Below are 18043 nucleotides of genomic sequence, written 5' to 3' on the forward strand. Positions count from 1 at the left end.
ATGCATTTTGGTGACGTGTTAACTTCACTAATTGTACATGTACTATTTAATAACGAACCACGTTTTGAAAGGGGTAAATGACTAGGATGATTGAATTCGAAAAACCAAACATTCATATTATTGAAGAAAATGATGGCTATGGTAAGTTTGTTATCGAACCATTGGAACGCGGATACGGTACAACTTTAGGAAACTCGCTTCGTCGAATCCTACTTGCATCACTTCCCGGTTCATCTATCACAAGTATTCAAATCGATGGTGTTTTACATGAATTTTCAAGTGTTGAAGGTGTAACTGAAGATGTTACTCAAATCATTTTGAACATCAAGAAAATTGCGTTAAAGATTGATTCAGAAGATGACAAAACCTTGGAAATCGATGTTAAAGGACCAGCAGTTGTTACTGCAGGTGACATCCAAGCCGATGGTGATGTTACAATTTTGAACCCTGATTTACAGTTAGCTACTGTCGCTGATGGTGTTGAATTGCATATGCAAATGACTGCTAATACTGGTCGTGGCTATGTTTCAGCAGACGATAACAAGTCTCGAATGGAAGATCTACCAATCGGTGTATTGCCAGTAGATTCCATTTATACCCCAATCGAACGAGTAAACTACAACGTTGAAGATGCTCGTGTTGGTCAGCGTAATGATTACGACAAGCTGACACTTGATGTCTGGTCAGATGGCTCAATTACACCAAGCGAAGCAATTAGTTTAGCCGCTAAGATTCTTACTGAACATTTAGCTATGTTTGTTGATCTTACTGAAACTGCCAAGAATGCTGAATTCATGGTAGAAAAAGAAGAGACCCATAAAGAAAAGATGTTAGAAATGACTATCGAAGAACTTGATTTATCAGTTCGTTCTTATAACTGTCTCAAGCGTGCCGGAATTAATACTGTCCAAGAATTAACTGACCGTTCTGAAGCTGATATGATGAAGGTTCGTAATTTAGGACGCAAGTCGTTAGAAGAAGTTAAGGTTAAATTAACTGATTTGGGATTATCACTTCGTAAAGAAGATTAATTATTCACTCGAAAAGGGAGGGAAATTTACATGAGTTACCGTAAACTACAACGTACTAGTTCTCAACGTAAAGCTTTATTACGCGATTTAACTACTAACCTAATTGTAAACGGTCGTATCGAAACTACTGAAGCTCGCGCTAAAGAAGTTCGTCGTACCGCAGAACAAATGGTTACGTTAGGTAAGCGTGGAGACTTACACGCACGTCGTCAAGCCGCATCGTTTATTCGTAACGTTGTTGCTGATGTTAAAGAAGAAGACGATAACATCCGTGTACAATCTGCACTTCAAAACTTATTTGAAGAGATCGCACCTAAGTTTGCTGATCGCAATGGTGGATACACACGTATGTATAAGACAATGCCTCGTCGCGGTGATGCCGCACAGATGGTTGTTTTAGAATTCGTTGACTAATCTAACAATTAAATAGCTGTAATAAAGAATCACTATAACTGATGATATAGAGCGTTATGATGGTGGAGTAATCCTAGTCTAGCTTGAATGCGAATTTATTCGTGCATCGCGGTTGTAAGTGATTTTTTTATTACCATTTTTCTGGTAAGATAGCTATTAGATACTTACGCGAAGGAAATCTGTAGAATGATTGAAGTTAAAAATATTACATATTCATATCCAAATAGTGATTCGAAAGCTTTGAACGATTTGTCGGTCACAATTCAAGATCAACAATGGATTGCGCTTGTGGGACACAATGGTAGTGGGAAGAGCACCATTGCCCGCGTGATTGATGGCCTAGTGGAAGGCTATCAAGGTGAAGTGACAGTGAATGGAATGCCCTTAAATGATGATACCGTGTGGGATATTCGGGATCAGATTGGCTTTGTATTTCAAAACCCAGATAATCAATTTGTCGGAGCAACTGTGCAAGATGACGTTGCGTTTGGTTTGGAAAATCGCAATGTTCCGCGACCAGAGATGGTTGAACGGGTGCAGCAAGCGTTAGAAGTGGTGGGTATGAATGAGTTTGCCACTCGAGAACCTTCATCATTGTCTGGTGGGCAAAAACAACGAGTGGCTTTAGCTGGAGCGATTGCGTTGCAACCTAAGATTCTGATTTTGGATGAAGCGACCAGTATGTTGGATCCCCAAGGACGCCAAGAAATGCTCGAAATTTTGAAACAAATGAAACAACGATTTGAACTGACAATTATTATGATTACACATGATTTGTCAGAAACGGCCATGGCGGACCGTGTCTTGTTGATGAACCATGGGCAGCTGGTGGCGGATGCCCAACCGGAAAAGCTGTTTGCGCGAACACAGGTGATTAAGGATAACGGGTTGGAATTGCCATATTCAGAACAACTGAAGGAACAATTGGCGGTGGCAGGCATTGATCTGCCACGGGATTATATGAATGAAGATCGGATGGTGGAGTGGCTGTGGGACAAATTGAACTAAATAATGTGGACTATAAGTACCAACCAGACACCCCGTTTGAAGCAACGGCCTTGCAGGCCATTAACTTCACTGTCGAAACAGGTTCATATACTGCGCTAATCGGGCATACCGGAAGTGGCAAATCGACCTTGATACAGTTGATTGATGGATTGATTAAACCGACAAGTGGTGAGGTTACGGTTGTGGATCACCATTTGACTGCGACCAGTAATAGTAAAGATTTGGATCAACTCCGGAAGAATGTCGGGATTGTTTTTCAATTTCCCGAAAGTCAGTTGTTTGAAGAAACGGTTTTGAAAGATATTGCTTTCGGGCCTAAAAATTTTGGCAAAACGGACGCCGAAGCGACAGCGATTGCCAAAAAATCGATGGCTTTGGTCGGGTTAACGGCAGATTTTGCGGAGAAGTCACCTTTTGACTTGTCTGGAGGGCAGATGCGGCGAGTAGCAATCGCCGGAGTGCTAGCACTCGAACCAGAAATCTTAATTCTTGATGAACCGACCGCTGGCCTGGATGCATCCGGACAAGCACAAATCATGAATTTATTTAAACAGTTAAATGTGGAACAAGGGATTACAATCATTTTGGTGACTCACAATATGGAAGATGTCGCTAAATACGCCAACCAGGTTTACGTTTTGAACCATGGGGCAATTGTTAAATCTGGCACGCCGCGGGAAATTTTCGCCAATCAACAATGGCTGATGGAAAATTATCTAACGGTACCTGTCACCACCAGGGTAGCCCAAAAACTGATTGATAAGGGATATTCATTTGATGAATTTCCACTGACAGTCGCCGAGTTGAGCCAAAAATTAATACCAAAATTAAAGGGAGAGCAATAATGTTTACAAAAGTTATTTTAGGCCGTTATGTGCCGATTGATTCAGTTATTCATCGGCTCGACCCACGTTCGAAGTTAGTTTTGAGTCTTTATTTTATTGTGCTCGTTTTCTTTGCGAATAATTGGCAGTCTTACGCGTTCTTAGCCGCCACAACCTTGGCAACTATCCTCTTAACTAAAGTACAGTTAAAGTTCTTCTGGGAAGGGATTAGGCCGCTAATCTTCATTATTATCCTGACCGTCCTCCTGCAGATTGTCTTTAGTGCCGGTGGAACCGTTTATTGGCATTGGGGTATTTTTTCGATTACTTCCATGGGATTAGTTAATGGTGTTTATGTCTTCATGCGTTTTTTCTTGATTATTTGTATGTCTACTGTGTTAACGTTAACGACACCCCCGTTATTAATTGCGGATGCGGTGGAATCATTGATGAAGCCATTATTAAAAATAAAAGTCCCAGTGTATGAAATTGCGTTGATGTTGTCGATTGCACTCCGATTTATCCCAACGTTGATGGATGAAACGCAAAAAATTATGAATGCCCAACGCGCACGGGGCGTGAACTTTAGTTCTGGCAGCCTGATTAAACGCGTGAAATCGATTGTTCCAATCTTGATACCGCTGTTTATTAGTGCGTTCAATCGGGCAGAAGATTTGGCCACGGCGATGGAATCACGAGGGTATCGTGGTGGTGATCACCGAAGTAAATTTAGAATTTTGAAATGGCGTGGAGCAGACACAATTGCCTGCGTTGGCCTGGCAGCTATTACCGCCGGCTTATTTCTATTAAGATTATTGTGAGAAAATAAATGACATATCGATACAAAATTACATTTGCATATGACGGCACAAATTTTGCCGGATTTCAGGTACAACCTAAGCAGCGAACAGTCGAGCAGGCCTTGACGATTGCGGTGAATAAAATTGCGAAAAAGCCGACCCCGGCGATTCAAGTTTATGGATCAGGACGGACGGATGCCGGGGTGCATGCTCTGGGACAGGTGGCACACTTTGATTTGCCATTCAATATTCCTAATGAGGCGATGCGCAAGGCGCTGAACAGCATTTTGCCATTGGATATTTTGGTACAAGAAGTCGAACAAGTTGATGAGAGCTTCCATGCTCGATTCAATGCACACCATAAAACTTATCGGTATCGGGTCAGTCTGGGTGAATTCGTGGATCCTTTTAAACGAAACTATACTGGCCATTGCAAGTATCACTTGAATCTCAGTGATATGCAGTTAGCCGCACAAGATTTGGTTGGGGAACATGATTTTTCTAGCTTTGTGGCTTCCGGTAGCGGCGTTAAAAGTAATGTGCGGACAATTTATCAAGTTAGGGTACAAGCTGATGAAGCTAACCACGAAATTATCTTTGATTTTACGGGTAGCGGCTTTTTGTATAACCAAGTGCGAATTATGACGGCCTTTTTACTTGAGGTTGGTAGTGGTCAGCGCAAAGTCAGTGACGTGAAGCGCGTGATTGTGGCGAAGAACCGTGATTTAGCTCGTGGTACCGCCCCAGCCAGTGGCCTTTATTTAGTGAATGTTGATTATGATGCATAAAAAATATGTTCAACCTCAAACACAGGTTGAACATATTTTTTAGTACGATTAACGTAATAGATAGCCACCGTCAACAGGGACCGTTGCACCGACAACATAGTTGGATGCAGCACTCGCAAGAAAGACAACGGTGCCCATTAATTCAGATGGATCTGCCCAGTGACCAGCGGGGATGTGAGCTAAGATTTCAGTATTCCGACCCACATCTTCTTGGAGTGGTTTAGTCATTGCGGTATCGATGTAACCGGGAGCGATGGCGTTCACTTGAATACCATCGGGTGCCAACGCATCTGCATAAGCTTTGGTTAAACCAACCACGCCATGTTTGCTGGCAGTGTATGGGAAGATGAATTTACCGGCTCGGAAGGATTGCATTGAGCCAATATTGATAATTTTGCCAGAGTGATTAGGGACCATAACTTTAGCGGCTTCATGTGATAAGAAGTAAAGGGCATTCAAGTTGATATTGATGACCTTCAGCCAATCTTCGTCCTTGTAGTCGAGGATTTTATTCCGGATTTGGACGCCGGCATTGTTCACGAGAATGTCCAGTTTGCCAAATACTGAGATACACCGATCGATGACTTTCTTAGCAGCACCATCCTCAGTGATGTCAATTTGCATGAATTCAGCTTTGCGACCATGACCAGTGACAACATCACGAGTTTCGTCCCAACCTTTTTGACTCCGACTAACGATAAAGATATCAGCGCCCGCATCAGAAAGAGCTTTTGTGTAATTTTGGCCCAGTCCAGATGCGCCACCAGTGACCAGAGCAACCTTTCCGGTTAAATCAAACATTTTACTAATTTCAGACATGACAATTCTCCTTTATTTAAAATTTAAAGCACCTTGAAATCGTTTACGGGATAAGTATAGCAACATCATGCGCATTATTAAAGGTAACGGTCTTGTGACAAATGTGACAATAGTGGCACTATCCGAAAACATCCGGGTTTATTATTGAAAACCATTGACTAGAGGCCAAATATTTAGTACACTAATTCATGGTATTTCTTTGAAACCGAATAAGCCCCGGAAACTTAATCTAACTCGAAGAAAACAAGACAATGGAGGAAATTACATTGAGAACGACATATTTAGCAAAGCCAGGCGAGATTGAACGCAAATGGTATATTGTTGACGCCACAGACGTACCAATGGGACGTTTGTCAACAGTTGTTGCATCAATTTTACGCGGTAAAAACAAACCAACATTCACACCTAACGTGGATACTGGTGATAACGTTATCGTCATCAACGCATCAAACATTAAATTAACAGGTAACAAGGCCGATGGTAAGATTTATTATCGTCACTCAAACTACCCTGGTGGATTAAAGGCACAATCTGCTGGTAGCTTGCGTGCCAACGCCCCTGAAAAATTAATTGAATTGTCTGTAAAAGGTATGCTTCCACATAACACGCTTGGTCGTGCAATGGGCATGAAGCTCCATGTATACGCTGATGCAAATCACAAGCATGAAGCACAAAAACCTGAAGTTCTAGACATTACAAATTTAATTTAAGGAGGAAATCACATTGGCTCAAGTACAATATATCGGCACAGGCCGTCGTAAAAACTCTGTTGCTCGCGTACGTTTAGTACCAGGCTCAGGACAAATTACTATGAATGGCAAAGCAATCGAAGAATACATTCCATTTGCTAACTTGCGTGAAGTTGTTTTACAACCATTTGAAGCAACTGAAACAAAAGGTAACTATGACGTTTTAGTTAACGTTAATGGTGGTGGATTCTCAGGTCAAGCTGGCGCAACTCGTCACGGTATCGCCCGTGCATTGCTCAACGTTGATCCTGATTTCCGCGGTCCTTTGAAGCGTGCAGGTCTCTTAACTCGTGACCCACGTATGAAAGAACGTAAGAAGCCAGGGCTCAAAAAGGCCCGTAAGGCATCACAATTCTCAAAACGTTAATATCCAGTTATATCAATGTTTACAGACACTTTCCAGAAATGGAAGGTGTTTTTTTTATGCCAAATTAGTACGAGCTGTTTTGACCATTAGAAGTAATTAAGGCATTTTCTTGATGCTCCTTTTTCCCAAATTGCAAGAACAAATTAGCCACACAATAAATCCTATTAAATCAGTATTTTCATTAATATTCATATTTTATGGACTTAACTTAACCGGCGGAAGCAGCGGAGAAAAGCTCTTTGGGTGTTTGATAGCCAGTTTGCCGGCGCGGTAAGTTGTTTAGCTTTGACTCAACTGCTTGGATATCATGAGGACCCAAAATATCCATGGATAGACCCTTGGGGACATCGCGGCGGATCATTCGATTATGCGCTTCGTTAGTCCCACGCTCAGAGGAACGATATGGATGGGCATAATAAAGGTCAGCGACACCGGTAAGTACAGCGCCAACTTCCGAGAACTCAGCGCCATTATCGGCAGTAACTGACTTCATGATTGATCCGTATTCTTGACAGATCTTGGCCAGCTCATAGTTGACTGAATCGGCATCACGACCATCGATCAAACGTAGAATTTGGCAGCGGGATTGACGCTCGATCAGCGTTAAGATCACACTCTCTTGACCGTTGCGCTTGCCCACCACGGTGTCCAATTCGAAATGGCCAAACTCTTGGCGCTGGTCGATACTTTTAGGCCGTTCATCAATACTCCGTCCGGCCAGACGCTTGTGCTTGATCGAGTGATGATGTTTGGCAAGGTGGCGCGTTTCTTCGAGTAGATCAAGATTACGGACTTCAAGTAACTGGGCATCAATATAGTGGTATAGCGTCTTGGTCGAGACCATCTCCTCAGGTTGATATAAGCCTTCAAGTTTGTCCCGTCCTACTGCTGCATCAGGCGACCAACCATCTTGACGCAAATGAGTCGTAAAATAGTCGATAAAATCAGCGACACCGACGAGTTTCAAAGGTCGATGACAGTGGGCTCGATTAGCTTCGTACTTAGCTTGTGCTGTTTCTGGTGAGTATACAGCGTAATATTGGCGTTGACCATTCACTTTTTTTACTTGGTCGATCTCGCCGCGGCACAATTCATTATTGATTGTTTGATGACAAACATTAAGCGCTCTGGCAATTGCACGATTGGAATAGCCTTGGCTGTGTAGCGTAGCAATTCTGCCTCGTTCAAACGAAGTTAGGTGCTGACCTTTTTTTCTGACTGTGGTATTCTGTTCTTGCATCAAGACAATAACCTCTTTCATTGTTTGTGTAGGAACATCAATGATAACAGAGATTTGTCTTGGTGTTTTTTATTTTATCAATTAGCTAAAAGTATTTGGCTAACTTGATTATAAAACGCGCGTTTAAGATGTTTGCTTGCAAAATCACCATCTCCATTTCAGCGTTACTTTGTCAAAGAGAGCATCACAATTTTTCAAGTTCATTGTATCGTTATTTAGAATTATCGCCAACAGATAAACTTAACGGCATTAAATAAAATGTTAATTAACCAAAATTTGGTGGTAAAATATAGCAATAATAATGCATGACTGAATTAAATCATAACGGCATGGGGGTTAAATTGATGAAAATTGTTTTGTTAGATGGGTATCATTTGAATCGAGATTTAAACTGGGACGCAGTGAGAGCGCTCGGGGAGTGTACTTTTTATGACCGTACACAGCCTGACGATAACCAACAGATTCTGGCCAGAATTGGGGATGCCGAGATTGTCATTACCCATAAAACACCAATCCAGGACTCCGTGATTAGCCAAGTACCTAATTTGAAATATATCGGCGTCATGGGTACCGGTTATGATGCGGTTGATATCGCGAGTGCCAAGCAACATCAAGTCACTGTCACGACAGTCCCTAATTATTCGACCGATGCTGTGGCGCAATACGCGATTTCTCTACTGCTAGAAGTCACGGGTCAAGTTGGGCTGCACAATCAAGTGGTACATGACGGAAAGTGGGCCACCATTGCTGACTTCACCTTTTGGGAGAAACCGTTGATTGAATTAAAAGGGAAAACCATCGGGATGATTGGTTACGGGCGGATCGCTCAACAAGTCGCGAAAATTGCTCACGCTTTCGCGATGAACGTGATTTTTTATAATCATCGGCCAAAAAATGTGACCGACGACTGGGCCCACCAAGTAAGTTTCGATGAGTTACTCCAGCAAGCCGATATTATCAGTCTCCACGTACCGCAAACCCCAGAAACCATCAATCTAATTAATCAAGCCAGCATTGCCAAAATGAAAGATGGGGTAATTGTCATCAATACCGCCCGCGGCACCTTGATTGACGAGTCCGCCATGGCAGCAGCCTTAAATGAGGATAAAGTACTCGCCTTGGCTACGGATGTAGTGGCGACCGAACCAATTGATCCGCAAAATCCTTTATTAACCGCCAAAAACTGTTTTATCACGCCGCACATTGCCTGGGCACCGCTAGAAACCCGGGAACGCCTGTTAGATATTATTACGGAAAATATTCAAGCGTTTATTGCTGGCAAACCAATAAATCAAGTTAATTAAACGGGTTCTTGAAATTTATGGATTCCAAGTGAATCTTGTATTTTACTAGTTCACAATCGTTATCTCTTTCCAAATATATAAAATTGGAATATCATTATATCTCGTAATGGAATTTTAAGGAGATGACGAGTATTAATAAAAAAGACTTTCGAACCCAACAACTAACTAACTTACAAGCAGCGATGCACACCACTCAAGCTGAAGCGACGGTGTTAACTAATTTGCTGTTTGAAACCGATATTTGGCAAACCGCCCAAACGATTGGAACGACGATTAGCAATCCAATTGAATTGCCTACTGGTGGCATTATCGAACGGGCACTGCAAGACAAGAAACAAGTCTACTTACCCAAAACGATGCCACATCGCCAAATGGCCTTTTTGGAATACCCAGGTCATAGTCAACTGGTCAAAAACAGTTTTAGACTACTAGAACCGGCTTATGATGAAACCAAAATGAATCAAGCCGTTGATTTGATGATTGTACCGGGAGTGGCTTTTGCGCAAGATAGTCATTATCGCGTTGGCTTTGGTGGTGGATACTATGACCGCTTCTTAGCCAACTACCGTGGTCACACGGTTGCGTTAGTGCCACAAGTTATGAATTTTGAGACGGCCAATTGGCCCGTTGAGGATTTTGACATCGCAATTGATTACTTAATCACCGCTTCGAATTAATCACAAAATCATATCCAAAGAAAGACGCCATCGCAAATTGCGAATGAGCGTCTATTTTAATCCTTACTTTTAATGGCATTCCATTTAGGCCATGGGAAACTGAACTTCAGCTTACCAATCCAAGCCAAGATTTTATTGGTACGTTTGAGTAACATCATCAGGAGCGTCGCCAAAACGACGATACCGATTAAATTAGTTGGCACATAGAGAATTCCCATCAAGCTGCCCACCAAGAGTGGGGATTTTAAAATGGCGGTGGCCATGCCCATCACAAATAAGGTGACGACGAAAATCTGATCCGAGTTAGGGAGCAAGTAACTGATAGCAAAGCCAAAGTTGGTGGCTGCAAATAGAACGGGAAAAATGTCACCACCTAACCAACCGGTACTTTGCGAGATGGCAGTTAAAATTAACTTTAAGATGGCGACACCTAACAGCGTGATACCAGCTTGATTAGGCCAGTTGGTCGCAAATAAATGGAAATTATGTTGTCCGGAAAACAGTACTTCCGGCACCAGCAAGCCACACAGGTAAATAGCCGCACCGCCAACCGTCACGAGAATCAGAGGATTAGTAAACCGATTGGCAATTAACCATTTCAGATGTACCAGCAACCATTCAATCACGGTCCCTAACCCGTAGCTAACTGCCAAGATGGGGCCAAAAAGCCAGAGTTCATTGGACTGCCAATGTGAGACGCCAATGTGCATGACTAATGAAGGTAAACCACTTATGTGAAAACCAATTGCAAACCAAATCAGCATGTTGGTAAAAAAGATTCCAATTAGCGCATTGCGAATGAGCTTCGATGGAAATTGATTTTTCCAATCAGCCACCGATAACGATTGTAAATAGCGATGGGGCACCACTAACATTTGCAATCGTGCACGCGTATCAGCAGATTGAAAGTGATGTGTGACATAGTTTAACTTTTCCGCCATCCACACCCCATATAAGACGGTCGAACTAACTAAAGTTGCTTCCGGTCCTAAACTGGTACCACTGACCAGAATGATAGCCGGAACAAGCAACTGGAGTAGGACGCGCCGATAATCAACACTTCCAGTGGTCTTCAACTGGACGCGGATTTTGATAATATTTTGTGGTAACGTCCCCCAAAGTCGCTGGGTGACCAGAATAATAGCGCCAATCACTAGCACGATGAGTAAATTAATCACTGGACGAGCGCCAATCGTCGGCCAAAAAAGCTCAATTAATGCGTTTTGTAACCAGTAAAATCCGGCCAGTAGTGCACCAATCAGGGCACTTAAAATGAGGCCATAGCCAAATAAGAATTGTTTCATTTTTTTCTCCGTTTTAAAAAGTTCCTTTAATAGTTAACCATAAATGATTGGTAAATAAAAGCACTTCAACCTCGTAAACTCAATGAAACCGCTATTTTCAGTACATAACCGACAATTATCAAAAAGATTTGCGAACTTGATTTTAATCAATTTAAAACTCCGACTGAGCGCTTATGATATAGACAGTAAAAGAAATCAAACGGCTCCTGATCAAAGCTGTTGCTGAACAAATCTCAGGTGTTATCAAACGAAGGAGTGGCAATCATGAAATTTCAAAAATATGTTCAAGATCATAATAATCAAATTACTTTAATTACAGCGATTTTAATTGTAGCCGGTTACCTCAGTAAATATGCGTTAAATAGTCTGCTGGGATATAACGTAATTCTCGCCGTCGCCTCAGTTATTGCGGCCGTGCCAATTATGATGCATGCGTACCAAGCCTTAAAAGCGCGCGTGATTAGTATCGAGTTTCTCGTCAGTATCGCCGTAATTGGGGCGTTCATCATTGGTGAGTATAACGAATCTGCCATTGTAACCTTCCTGTTTTTATTTGGGAGTTACTTAGAAGAACGGACGTTATCCAAGACGCGGCAATCGATTAAATCATTAACCGAAATGGCTCCAACTACGGCAACGGTAGTGCAGGCCGATGGCACAACGGAAGAAGTTGATGTCGATGACGTTGATGAAGGCGATATTGTCTTAGTTAAAACGGGAGGTTCAATTCCAGTTGATGGTCAAGTTGTGGAAGGCCACGGTTACACCGATGAAGCAGTAGTGACTGGGGAATCGCGTGAAGTTGGTAAACAAGTTCAAGACAGTGTGTATTCCGGGACGATGTTGAGCGATGGGTACCTCAAAATTGAAGCAACGAAAGTCGGGGATGATACGACCTTTGCCAAAATTATTGAATTAGTTGAAGATGCGCAAGATACTAAATCACATGCGGAGAAGTTTATTGATCGGTTTTCACAGTATTACACGCCGGCCGTGCTGATTATTGCCATCCTGGTGTTCATTTTCTCACGTGACTTTAAGTTGGCGATTACGGTGCTCGTCTTGGGTTGCCCAGGAGCTTTGGTAATTGGCGCACCCGTGTCAAACGTGGCCGGAATTGGCAATGGCGCCAAACGTGGCATCCTAGTCAAGGGTGGCGAAGCGATGGATACATTCTCAAAAATTGATACCTTTGTTTTTGACAAGACTGGAACCTTAACAAAGGGAAATACTTCAGTTTCAACGGTTAAGAATTATGGGACGGATTTACCAGCTGCTTTGAGCATGACTGCCCGGATTGAAAGCTTGTCGGATCACCCATTGGGTCGCGCAATTGTTTCATACACAGAAGGCAAAAATTACGTCTTTAACGACCTGGAAGTCGAAGATAATCAAACGGTTAAGGGGCAAGGAATGGTGGCCCAGATTGATAATCATGATGTCTTAGCGGGTAATCAAAAACTGATGCAAGCCCGGGACGTGAAATTAAGTGCACAGCAAAGTCAAGATTTAAGTGATTTACAAGCTACCGGGAGTTCTGTAGTTATTGTCGCGGTCGATGGGGTTGTGACCCTAATCTTAGGAATTTCCGATATTATCCGCCCAGAAGTCGCCCAACAATTGCAAGATTTGCGGGATAAGGGTGCTAAGCATTTAGTCATGTTGACGGGTGATAATCAAGCGACCGCTCAATATGTGGCTGATCAAGTCGGCATCGATGAAGTTCATGCCGAATTAATGCCAGAACAAAAGGTAGAATTCGTTAAAAAATTCCAACAAGCTGGTCGCAGAGTGGCCTTTATTGGGGATGGTATCAACGATAGTCCCTCGATTGCGACTGCTGATATTGGGATTGCGATGGGAAGTGGAACCGATGTTGCCATCGAAACCTCAGATGTTGTCTTAATGCAATCTAGTTTTGAAGCACTCACCCATGCTTATGGCCTCGCTAAAAAGACCGTGTTGAATACCAAGGAAAACATTGTGATTGCGATTGGCGTGGTGGCCTTTCTCTTGATTGGCTTAATCGCCGGGTTCATTTACATGGCCAGTGGGATGTTCGTGCACGAAGCCAGCATTTTAGTGGTAATCTTCAACGCCATGCGCTTAATTAGTTACGGCAAGGCACCCAAAAATGATCAGGTCGTGACCACAACACCAGTTTTAAAATAAAAAGTTCGTAGACTTGATTTTTATCAATTTTTTCTTGAAGGCAAGCACGTACAATAAAGACAATCAAAGAAGTAAGTTTCACTAAAGGAGGAACTTGATTATGACAAAGAAAGCAATTTTACAATTAGAAGCACTCACCTGCCCATCATGTATGCAAAAGATCGAACATGCGGTGGCACATGTCGATGGCGTTTCATCAGTTAAAGTGATGTTTAACGCTAGTAAGGTTAAAGCCGAATTTGACGACAGCAAGACCAGCGCCCAAGATTTAGCCGAAGTAGTGACTAAGTTAGGTTACACCGTTGATAAAGTGAAGGAAAAGGAATTAGCTCAGGAGGCTTAATCTTATGACAGATGTAGAGACACAATATGCAGCAGAATTAAAGCAAGCCGATATTGATCATCATAAACCAACCGCTGGCGCCATGACCGGTCATATCTTATCGAATCTATTTATCAACAATGTTAAATTGCATCAAACGAGTTGGTATTTAAAAGGACTGGAATCAGTTCAGTTAAAAGCGCTATACCAAGAGTTGATTGAACAAGGCAGAACGAATTATGATCAACTTGCTGCGATTTTGTTAGATGAAAATGAATTACCACCTTCGACCGTGGATGAATATGTGAAATATTCAATGTTAGAAGAAGATGCTAAGAACAAGTATCTGAGTGCGACCGACTTGGTTGATATCACCGCGCACGATTATGCGACGCAGAATATGTTTATCGATCGGGCAATTGTCCTAGCGCAAAAAGAAACGAGACCTGCGATGGCAGTTTTTCTAACAAACTTACGCGGACAAAACAATCATGCCATTCAAACTTTACAAGCAATTCTTGGAAAACAAGCCTGGGATGACTTAGTTGAAATTGACGATGACGATGAAGATTAATTAAGCCCCATATAAACCAACAATCAAAAGAACAGAGACACTTGAAGGCAGGATTCTTCAAGTTGTGGGCACTGTTCTTTTTTTTGCACATGATAAAGATGGCGTGTATTTTTTAGTCACATGTTACAATGACACTAAACCATTGAAAGAAGTTGTTGTGATGTCTGATTTATACAAAATCCAAAATGTCCCATTTGATCCCAAAGCGCTGACGATTTATGGAATTCAATTTCCTAACCAGCCGCAATTCAGTGCGGCACTCAATACAATTACCACGTCTGTCTTTAAGGGTAAAACTATCACCAAAAAAGATGTGGAAAAAATATTAACTGATTTAAAAAAATAACTAAAAGAATTGACCAACATCACGCATAATCTCTTAACCCACCCAACATCAACCCGGCGTTGATGTTTTTTTGTGGCATAATCACTATCAAAGATCAGCAGATCATCTGATAGCAAAAATCCACTAGACAAAGTTCACCAAAATGAACTATTCTTAGTAGTAATTAGAGAAATTCGCGAAACTTGTTAAAATAATCGCGGAACTAAGAAGAAGTGCTTATTTTTTTAATAAAGATTGAAAGCGCTTTAATAATCTAACATGGATTAAGGTATGATAAATACGTACGGCTACTTAATCAGTCAGTAAAGGAGAATATATATGATTCCATCGATAGAATGGTTGGATGATCCAGAAATATTTAGTCAAGGGACCGTGCCGGCCCATAGTGACCATCATTACTACAAGACGGCTCAAGAAGTACAACAAGGCAATAGCTTTGAACAAAGCTTAAATGGAACGTGGCAATTTCACTTTGCGCCCACGCCACAAGTTCGACTCACAGATTTTTTTGATTCGCAATTTGACCCGGCTCACATGGATGAAATTCAAGTGCCACAACATATTGAACTAGCTGGCTATGCTCAAATTAAGTATATTAACACCTTGTATCCCTGGGAAGGCAAGGAATATCGGCGACCAGTTGGGACAGAATCGTATTCACCTGAAAATTCAAGTCCATTTGCGACTAGTGAAATGAATTGCGTGGGGCAATATCGCAAGCAGTTTGATCTGGATAAAGGCCTACAAGGGCAACGAATTAAAGTTCGCTTTGATGGTGTGCAAACGGCCATGTATGTCTGGGTGAATGGCCACTTTGTTGGCTATTCTGAGGATAGCTTTACGACGGCAGAATTCGATATTACTCAATGGGTTCACGCGCAACATAATGTGATTGCGGTGGAAGTATTTAAGTACAGTACGGCCTCATATTTGGAAGATCAAGACTTTTTCCGTTTCTTTGGCATTTTTCGTGATGTAACATTATTAGCGGAACCAGCCGTCCATCTAGCCGATTTGAGTTTGGTCCCAACCGTGAGTGATGATTTTACTCAAGGTGATTTAGCCATCCAAATGAAATTAACGGGTGAGTCCGCCCAGCTACGGGCCAGCACGATTCGAGTTACGATTGCGGATAGTGCTAATAATCAGCTACTGACGCAGACGATGGCCGCCGAAGAGCGAACCACGCCCGAGCCACTACACTTTGATGAAGTGACATTGTGGAGTAATCAGCATCCAACGCTGTATCATTTTCAAGCTGAAATTATCGATGCAACTGGATCAGTGATTGAAGTGATTTCATATCAATTTGGTTTTCGTAAAATTGAAATTAAAAACAACGTTGTCATATTGAATGGACAACGATTGATCATTTCGGGAGTTAACCGGCATGAATGGAACTGCCAAACTGGGCGGGTAATTTCTGAACAAGATATGCGGGCCGATTTGAAAACTTTCGATGAATTAAATATTAACGCGGTGCGTACCTGTCATTATCCAGATCAAGATTTGTGGTATGACTTATGCGATCAGCATGGGACATATGTGATGGCCGAAAATAATTTGGAAACGCATGGCTCATGGCAAAAAATGGGTGCAGTTGAACCATCTTATAACGTACCTGGTTCAGTGCCAGAGTGGCGAGGTGCCGTGATGGCTCGTGCACAAAATAATTACGAAATGCTCAAAAATCATGCGTCGATTTTGTTTTGGTCACTAGGCAATGAATCATTTGCTGGCGAAAATATCGCCCAGATGAATGCGTATTATAAGACGATGGATCCAAATCGCTTAACCCATTATGAAGGTGTCTTCCGAGACCCAGCCTATCGGGACCGGATTTCTGATGTTGAAAGTCGGATGTATGCCACACCAGCAGAAATTGCGGAATACTTGGAAAATAATCCCGATAAACCGTACTTAAATTGTGAGTATATGCATAGTATGGGTAATTCAGTTGGTGGCATGAAGAGTTACGATGACTTGATTCAAAAATATCCAAGTTATCAAGGTGGCTTTATCTGGGACTTTGTCGATCAGGCGTTATTAGTCAAAGATGAAATCACGGGGCAACAGGTTATGCGGTATGGTGGCGACTTTGATGACCGCCATTCGGATTATGAATTTTCCGGGGATGGTTTGTTGTTTGCGGACCGTCAACCCAAACCGGCAACACAGGAGGTTAAATATTTTTATGGAAAATACTAAACACCAACTTCAAGTCGTGTATGGCGATGGCTCACTAGGAGTTTTAAGTGACCGGGTTAAATACCTTTTCAGTTATGAACGGGGTGGACTCGAATCATTAACAATTGACGGTAAAGAATGGTTATATCGCGTACCGAAGCCACTGTTTTGGCGGGCAACAACCGATAATGACCGGGGGAATCACTTTTCTGAGAAATCGGCGATGTGGTTGGGCGCTGATCTCTTTAGTGCATGTGATGAGATTGCGGTGGCTATTGATGGTCAACCAATTGAATTGCCAATTGCACCAGTCAACAATCAATATTCAAATCATGAAACTGCCGATAGTGTCGCGATTACGTTTACCTATTTGACTCCGACAGTTCCACAAACGAAGGTCGAAATCAATTATCAAGTCACAGCTGATGGCCGACTACAGCTGACTGCGAATTATCATGGGCAAGCTGGCTTACCACAGTTGCCTGCATTTGGGATTAAGCTCGTGATGCCAACGCCTGCCGTGTCGTTTGAATACCAAGGATTGTCCGGTGAAACTTATCCAGACCGAATGGATGGAGCGAATGCCGGTAATTATCAAACAGTGGGGATGCCGGTCACCCCTTATTTGGTACCGCAAGAGTGCGGCATGCATATGCAAACAGATAGTTTAACGGTTAATCGGCGGTCCACGTTAAATAATGCGGATGCAGATGCACAGGAGTTTAGTTTGATGATCAATCAAAACGGCAATCCATTTGCCTTTAGTTGTTTACCCTATACCGCTGAAGAGTTAGAAAATGCCACGCATCATGAGGAATTACCAGCCAAACGCCGGACGGTTTTATCAATTTTAGGAGCTGTTCGCGGTGTTGGTGGTATTGATAGTTGGGGCGCCGAAGTTGAACCCCAATTCCAACTGGCTGCCGATCAGGATTATTCGGTGTCCGTTGAAATTGGACCTCAGGTATAAAAACCTAAATTTAAAAATTTACGGGATAACATCTTTTATGGCTGATATATAATTTGCCTTGAAGATGTTTTTTTATTACCACAATCCGGAAAATAATTAATAATCTAAGTCTGGGGCTTTGGACAAACGCTTGCATGAGTGTGGTTT

19 protein-coding genes are annotated in these 18043 nt (G+C 42.3%); 16 read left to right on the forward strand and 3 right to left on the reverse strand.

The window, feature by feature from the left end; genetic code table 11:
- The first annotated feature begins 86 nt into the window (after positions 1-86).
- The 6 genes from F0161_RS03685 to truA all read left to right on the forward strand — a co-directional run bounded on the left by F0161_RS03685 (position 87) and on the right by truA (position 4865).
- Positions 87-1031, forward strand: coding sequence for a DNA-directed RNA polymerase subunit alpha (locus F0161_RS03685; protein ID WP_137601084.1), 945 nt, complete (start codon positions 87-89; stop codon positions 1029-1031).
- A 30-nt stretch (positions 1032-1061) separates the two neighbouring features.
- Complete coding sequence (rplQ, locus tag F0161_RS03690; RefSeq protein WP_137601085.1) at positions 1062-1445, forward strand: 50S ribosomal protein L17; 384 nt, start codon at positions 1062-1064, stop codon at positions 1443-1445.
- Between the two features lie 186 nt (positions 1446-1631).
- Positions 1632-2453 carry an energy-coupling factor ABC transporter ATP-binding protein gene (locus tag F0161_RS03695; RefSeq protein ID WP_150203747.1) on the forward strand — a complete coding sequence of 274 codons (822 nt, stop codon included), beginning with the start codon at positions 1632-1634 and terminating at the stop codon, positions 2451-2453.
- Positions 2435-3298: an energy-coupling factor transporter ATPase gene (locus F0161_RS03700; protein ID WP_150203748.1), complete on the forward strand. Its 864-nt coding sequence runs from the start codon at positions 2435-2437 to the stop codon at positions 3296-3298. The genes F0161_RS03695 and F0161_RS03700 overlap by 19 nt, the downstream gene beginning before the upstream one ends.
- Complete coding sequence (locus tag F0161_RS03705) at positions 3298-4098, forward strand: energy-coupling factor transporter transmembrane component T family protein (RefSeq protein WP_150203749.1); 801 nt, start codon at positions 3298-3300, stop codon at positions 4096-4098. The genes F0161_RS03700 and F0161_RS03705 overlap by 1 nt, the downstream gene beginning before the upstream one ends.
- 8 nt (positions 4099-4106) lie before the next feature.
- Entirely contained in the window at positions 4107-4865 is a 759-nt protein-coding gene (gene truA, locus F0161_RS03710) for a tRNA pseudouridine(38-40) synthase TruA (RefSeq protein WP_137601089.1), read from the forward strand.
- A gap of 48 nt (positions 4866-4913) precedes the next feature.
- Here the strand turns inward: truA and F0161_RS03715 are convergent, their stop codons facing one another.
- Positions 4914-5684, reverse strand: coding sequence for an SDR family oxidoreductase (locus tag F0161_RS03715; protein ID WP_150203750.1), 771 nt, complete (start codon positions 5682-5684; stop codon positions 4914-4916).
- Between the two features lie 266 nt (positions 5685-5950).
- On the opposite strand from F0161_RS03715, the gene rplM reads away from it, so the two are divergent.
- Both rplM and rpsI read left to right on the forward strand, forming a co-directional pair.
- On the forward strand, positions 5951-6394 hold the full coding sequence (rplM, locus tag F0161_RS03720) for a 50S ribosomal protein L13 (RefSeq protein WP_170175885.1): 444 nt from the start codon (positions 5951-5953) through the stop codon (positions 6392-6394).
- Positions 6395-6407: 13 nt separating this feature from the next.
- Positions 6408-6800 carry a 30S ribosomal protein S9 gene (gene rpsI, locus F0161_RS03725; protein ID WP_137601092.1) on the forward strand — a complete coding sequence of 131 codons (393 nt, stop codon included), beginning with the start codon at positions 6408-6410 and terminating at the stop codon, positions 6798-6800.
- Positions 6801-7008: 208 nt separating this feature from the next.
- Here the strand turns inward: rpsI and F0161_RS03730 are convergent, their stop codons facing one another.
- Complete coding sequence (locus F0161_RS03730) at positions 7009-8040, reverse strand: IS30 family transposase (protein WP_190318927.1); 1032 nt, start codon at positions 8038-8040, stop codon at positions 7009-7011.
- Between the two features lie 344 nt (positions 8041-8384).
- On the opposite strand from F0161_RS03730, the gene F0161_RS03735 reads away from it, so the two are divergent.
- Together F0161_RS03735 and F0161_RS03740 are read left to right on the forward strand one after the other, a co-directional pair.
- Positions 8385-9344 (forward strand): D-2-hydroxyacid dehydrogenase, encoded by a 960-nt coding sequence (locus F0161_RS03735; RefSeq protein ID WP_150204625.1) that lies wholly within the window; start codon positions 8385-8387, stop codon positions 9342-9344.
- Positions 9345-9466: 122 nt separating this feature from the next.
- The gene (locus F0161_RS03740) at positions 9467-10021 is read left to right on the forward strand and encodes a 5-formyltetrahydrofolate cyclo-ligase (RefSeq protein WP_150203751.1); all 555 of its coding nucleotides are present in this window, start codon (positions 9467-9469) and stop codon (positions 10019-10021) included.
- A 56-nt stretch (positions 10022-10077) separates the two neighbouring features.
- On the opposite strand, the gene F0161_RS03745 is transcribed toward F0161_RS03740, so the two are convergent.
- The gene (locus F0161_RS03745) at positions 10078-11325 is read right to left on the reverse strand and encodes a chloride channel protein (protein ID WP_150203752.1); all 1248 of its coding nucleotides are present in this window, start codon (positions 11323-11325) and stop codon (positions 10078-10080) included.
- Between the two features lie 264 nt (positions 11326-11589).
- Between F0161_RS03745 and F0161_RS03750 the strand changes: the two genes are divergently transcribed.
- From F0161_RS03750 to F0161_RS03775, 6 genes are all read left to right on the forward strand, one after another.
- Positions 11590-13497, forward strand: coding sequence for a heavy metal translocating P-type ATPase (locus F0161_RS03750; protein WP_150203753.1), 1908 nt, complete (start codon positions 11590-11592; stop codon positions 13495-13497).
- 100 nt (positions 13498-13597) lie between these two features.
- Complete coding sequence (locus F0161_RS03755) at positions 13598-13840, forward strand: heavy-metal-associated domain-containing protein (protein WP_137601648.1); 243 nt, start codon at positions 13598-13600, stop codon at positions 13838-13840.
- A gap of 4 nt (positions 13841-13844) precedes the next feature.
- The gene (locus tag F0161_RS03760; RefSeq protein ID WP_150203754.1) at positions 13845-14393 is read left to right on the forward strand and encodes a ferritin-like domain-containing protein; all 549 of its coding nucleotides are present in this window, start codon (positions 13845-13847) and stop codon (positions 14391-14393) included.
- A gap of 142 nt (positions 14394-14535) precedes the next feature.
- Entirely contained in the window at positions 14536-14739 is a 204-nt protein-coding gene (locus tag F0161_RS03765) for a hypothetical protein (RefSeq protein ID WP_190318903.1), read from the forward strand.
- A gap of 318 nt (positions 14740-15057) precedes the next feature.
- A complete protein-coding gene (locus F0161_RS03770) occupies positions 15058-16947 on the forward strand; it encodes a glycoside hydrolase family 2 TIM barrel-domain containing protein (protein WP_150203756.1) in 1890 nt (629 codons plus the stop codon).
- Positions 16934-17896, forward strand: a complete 963-nt coding sequence (locus F0161_RS03775; protein WP_150203757.1) for a beta-galactosidase small subunit — start codon at positions 16934-16936, stop codon at positions 17894-17896. Before F0161_RS03770 ends, F0161_RS03775 begins: the two co-directional genes overlap by 14 nt.
- The last annotated feature ends 147 nt before the right edge of the window (positions 17897-18043 follow it).

The organism is Paucilactobacillus nenjiangensis (assembly GCF_008632615.1).
Classification (GTDB): Bacteria; Bacillota; Bacilli; order Lactobacillales; family Lactobacillaceae; genus Paucilactobacillus; species Paucilactobacillus nenjiangensis.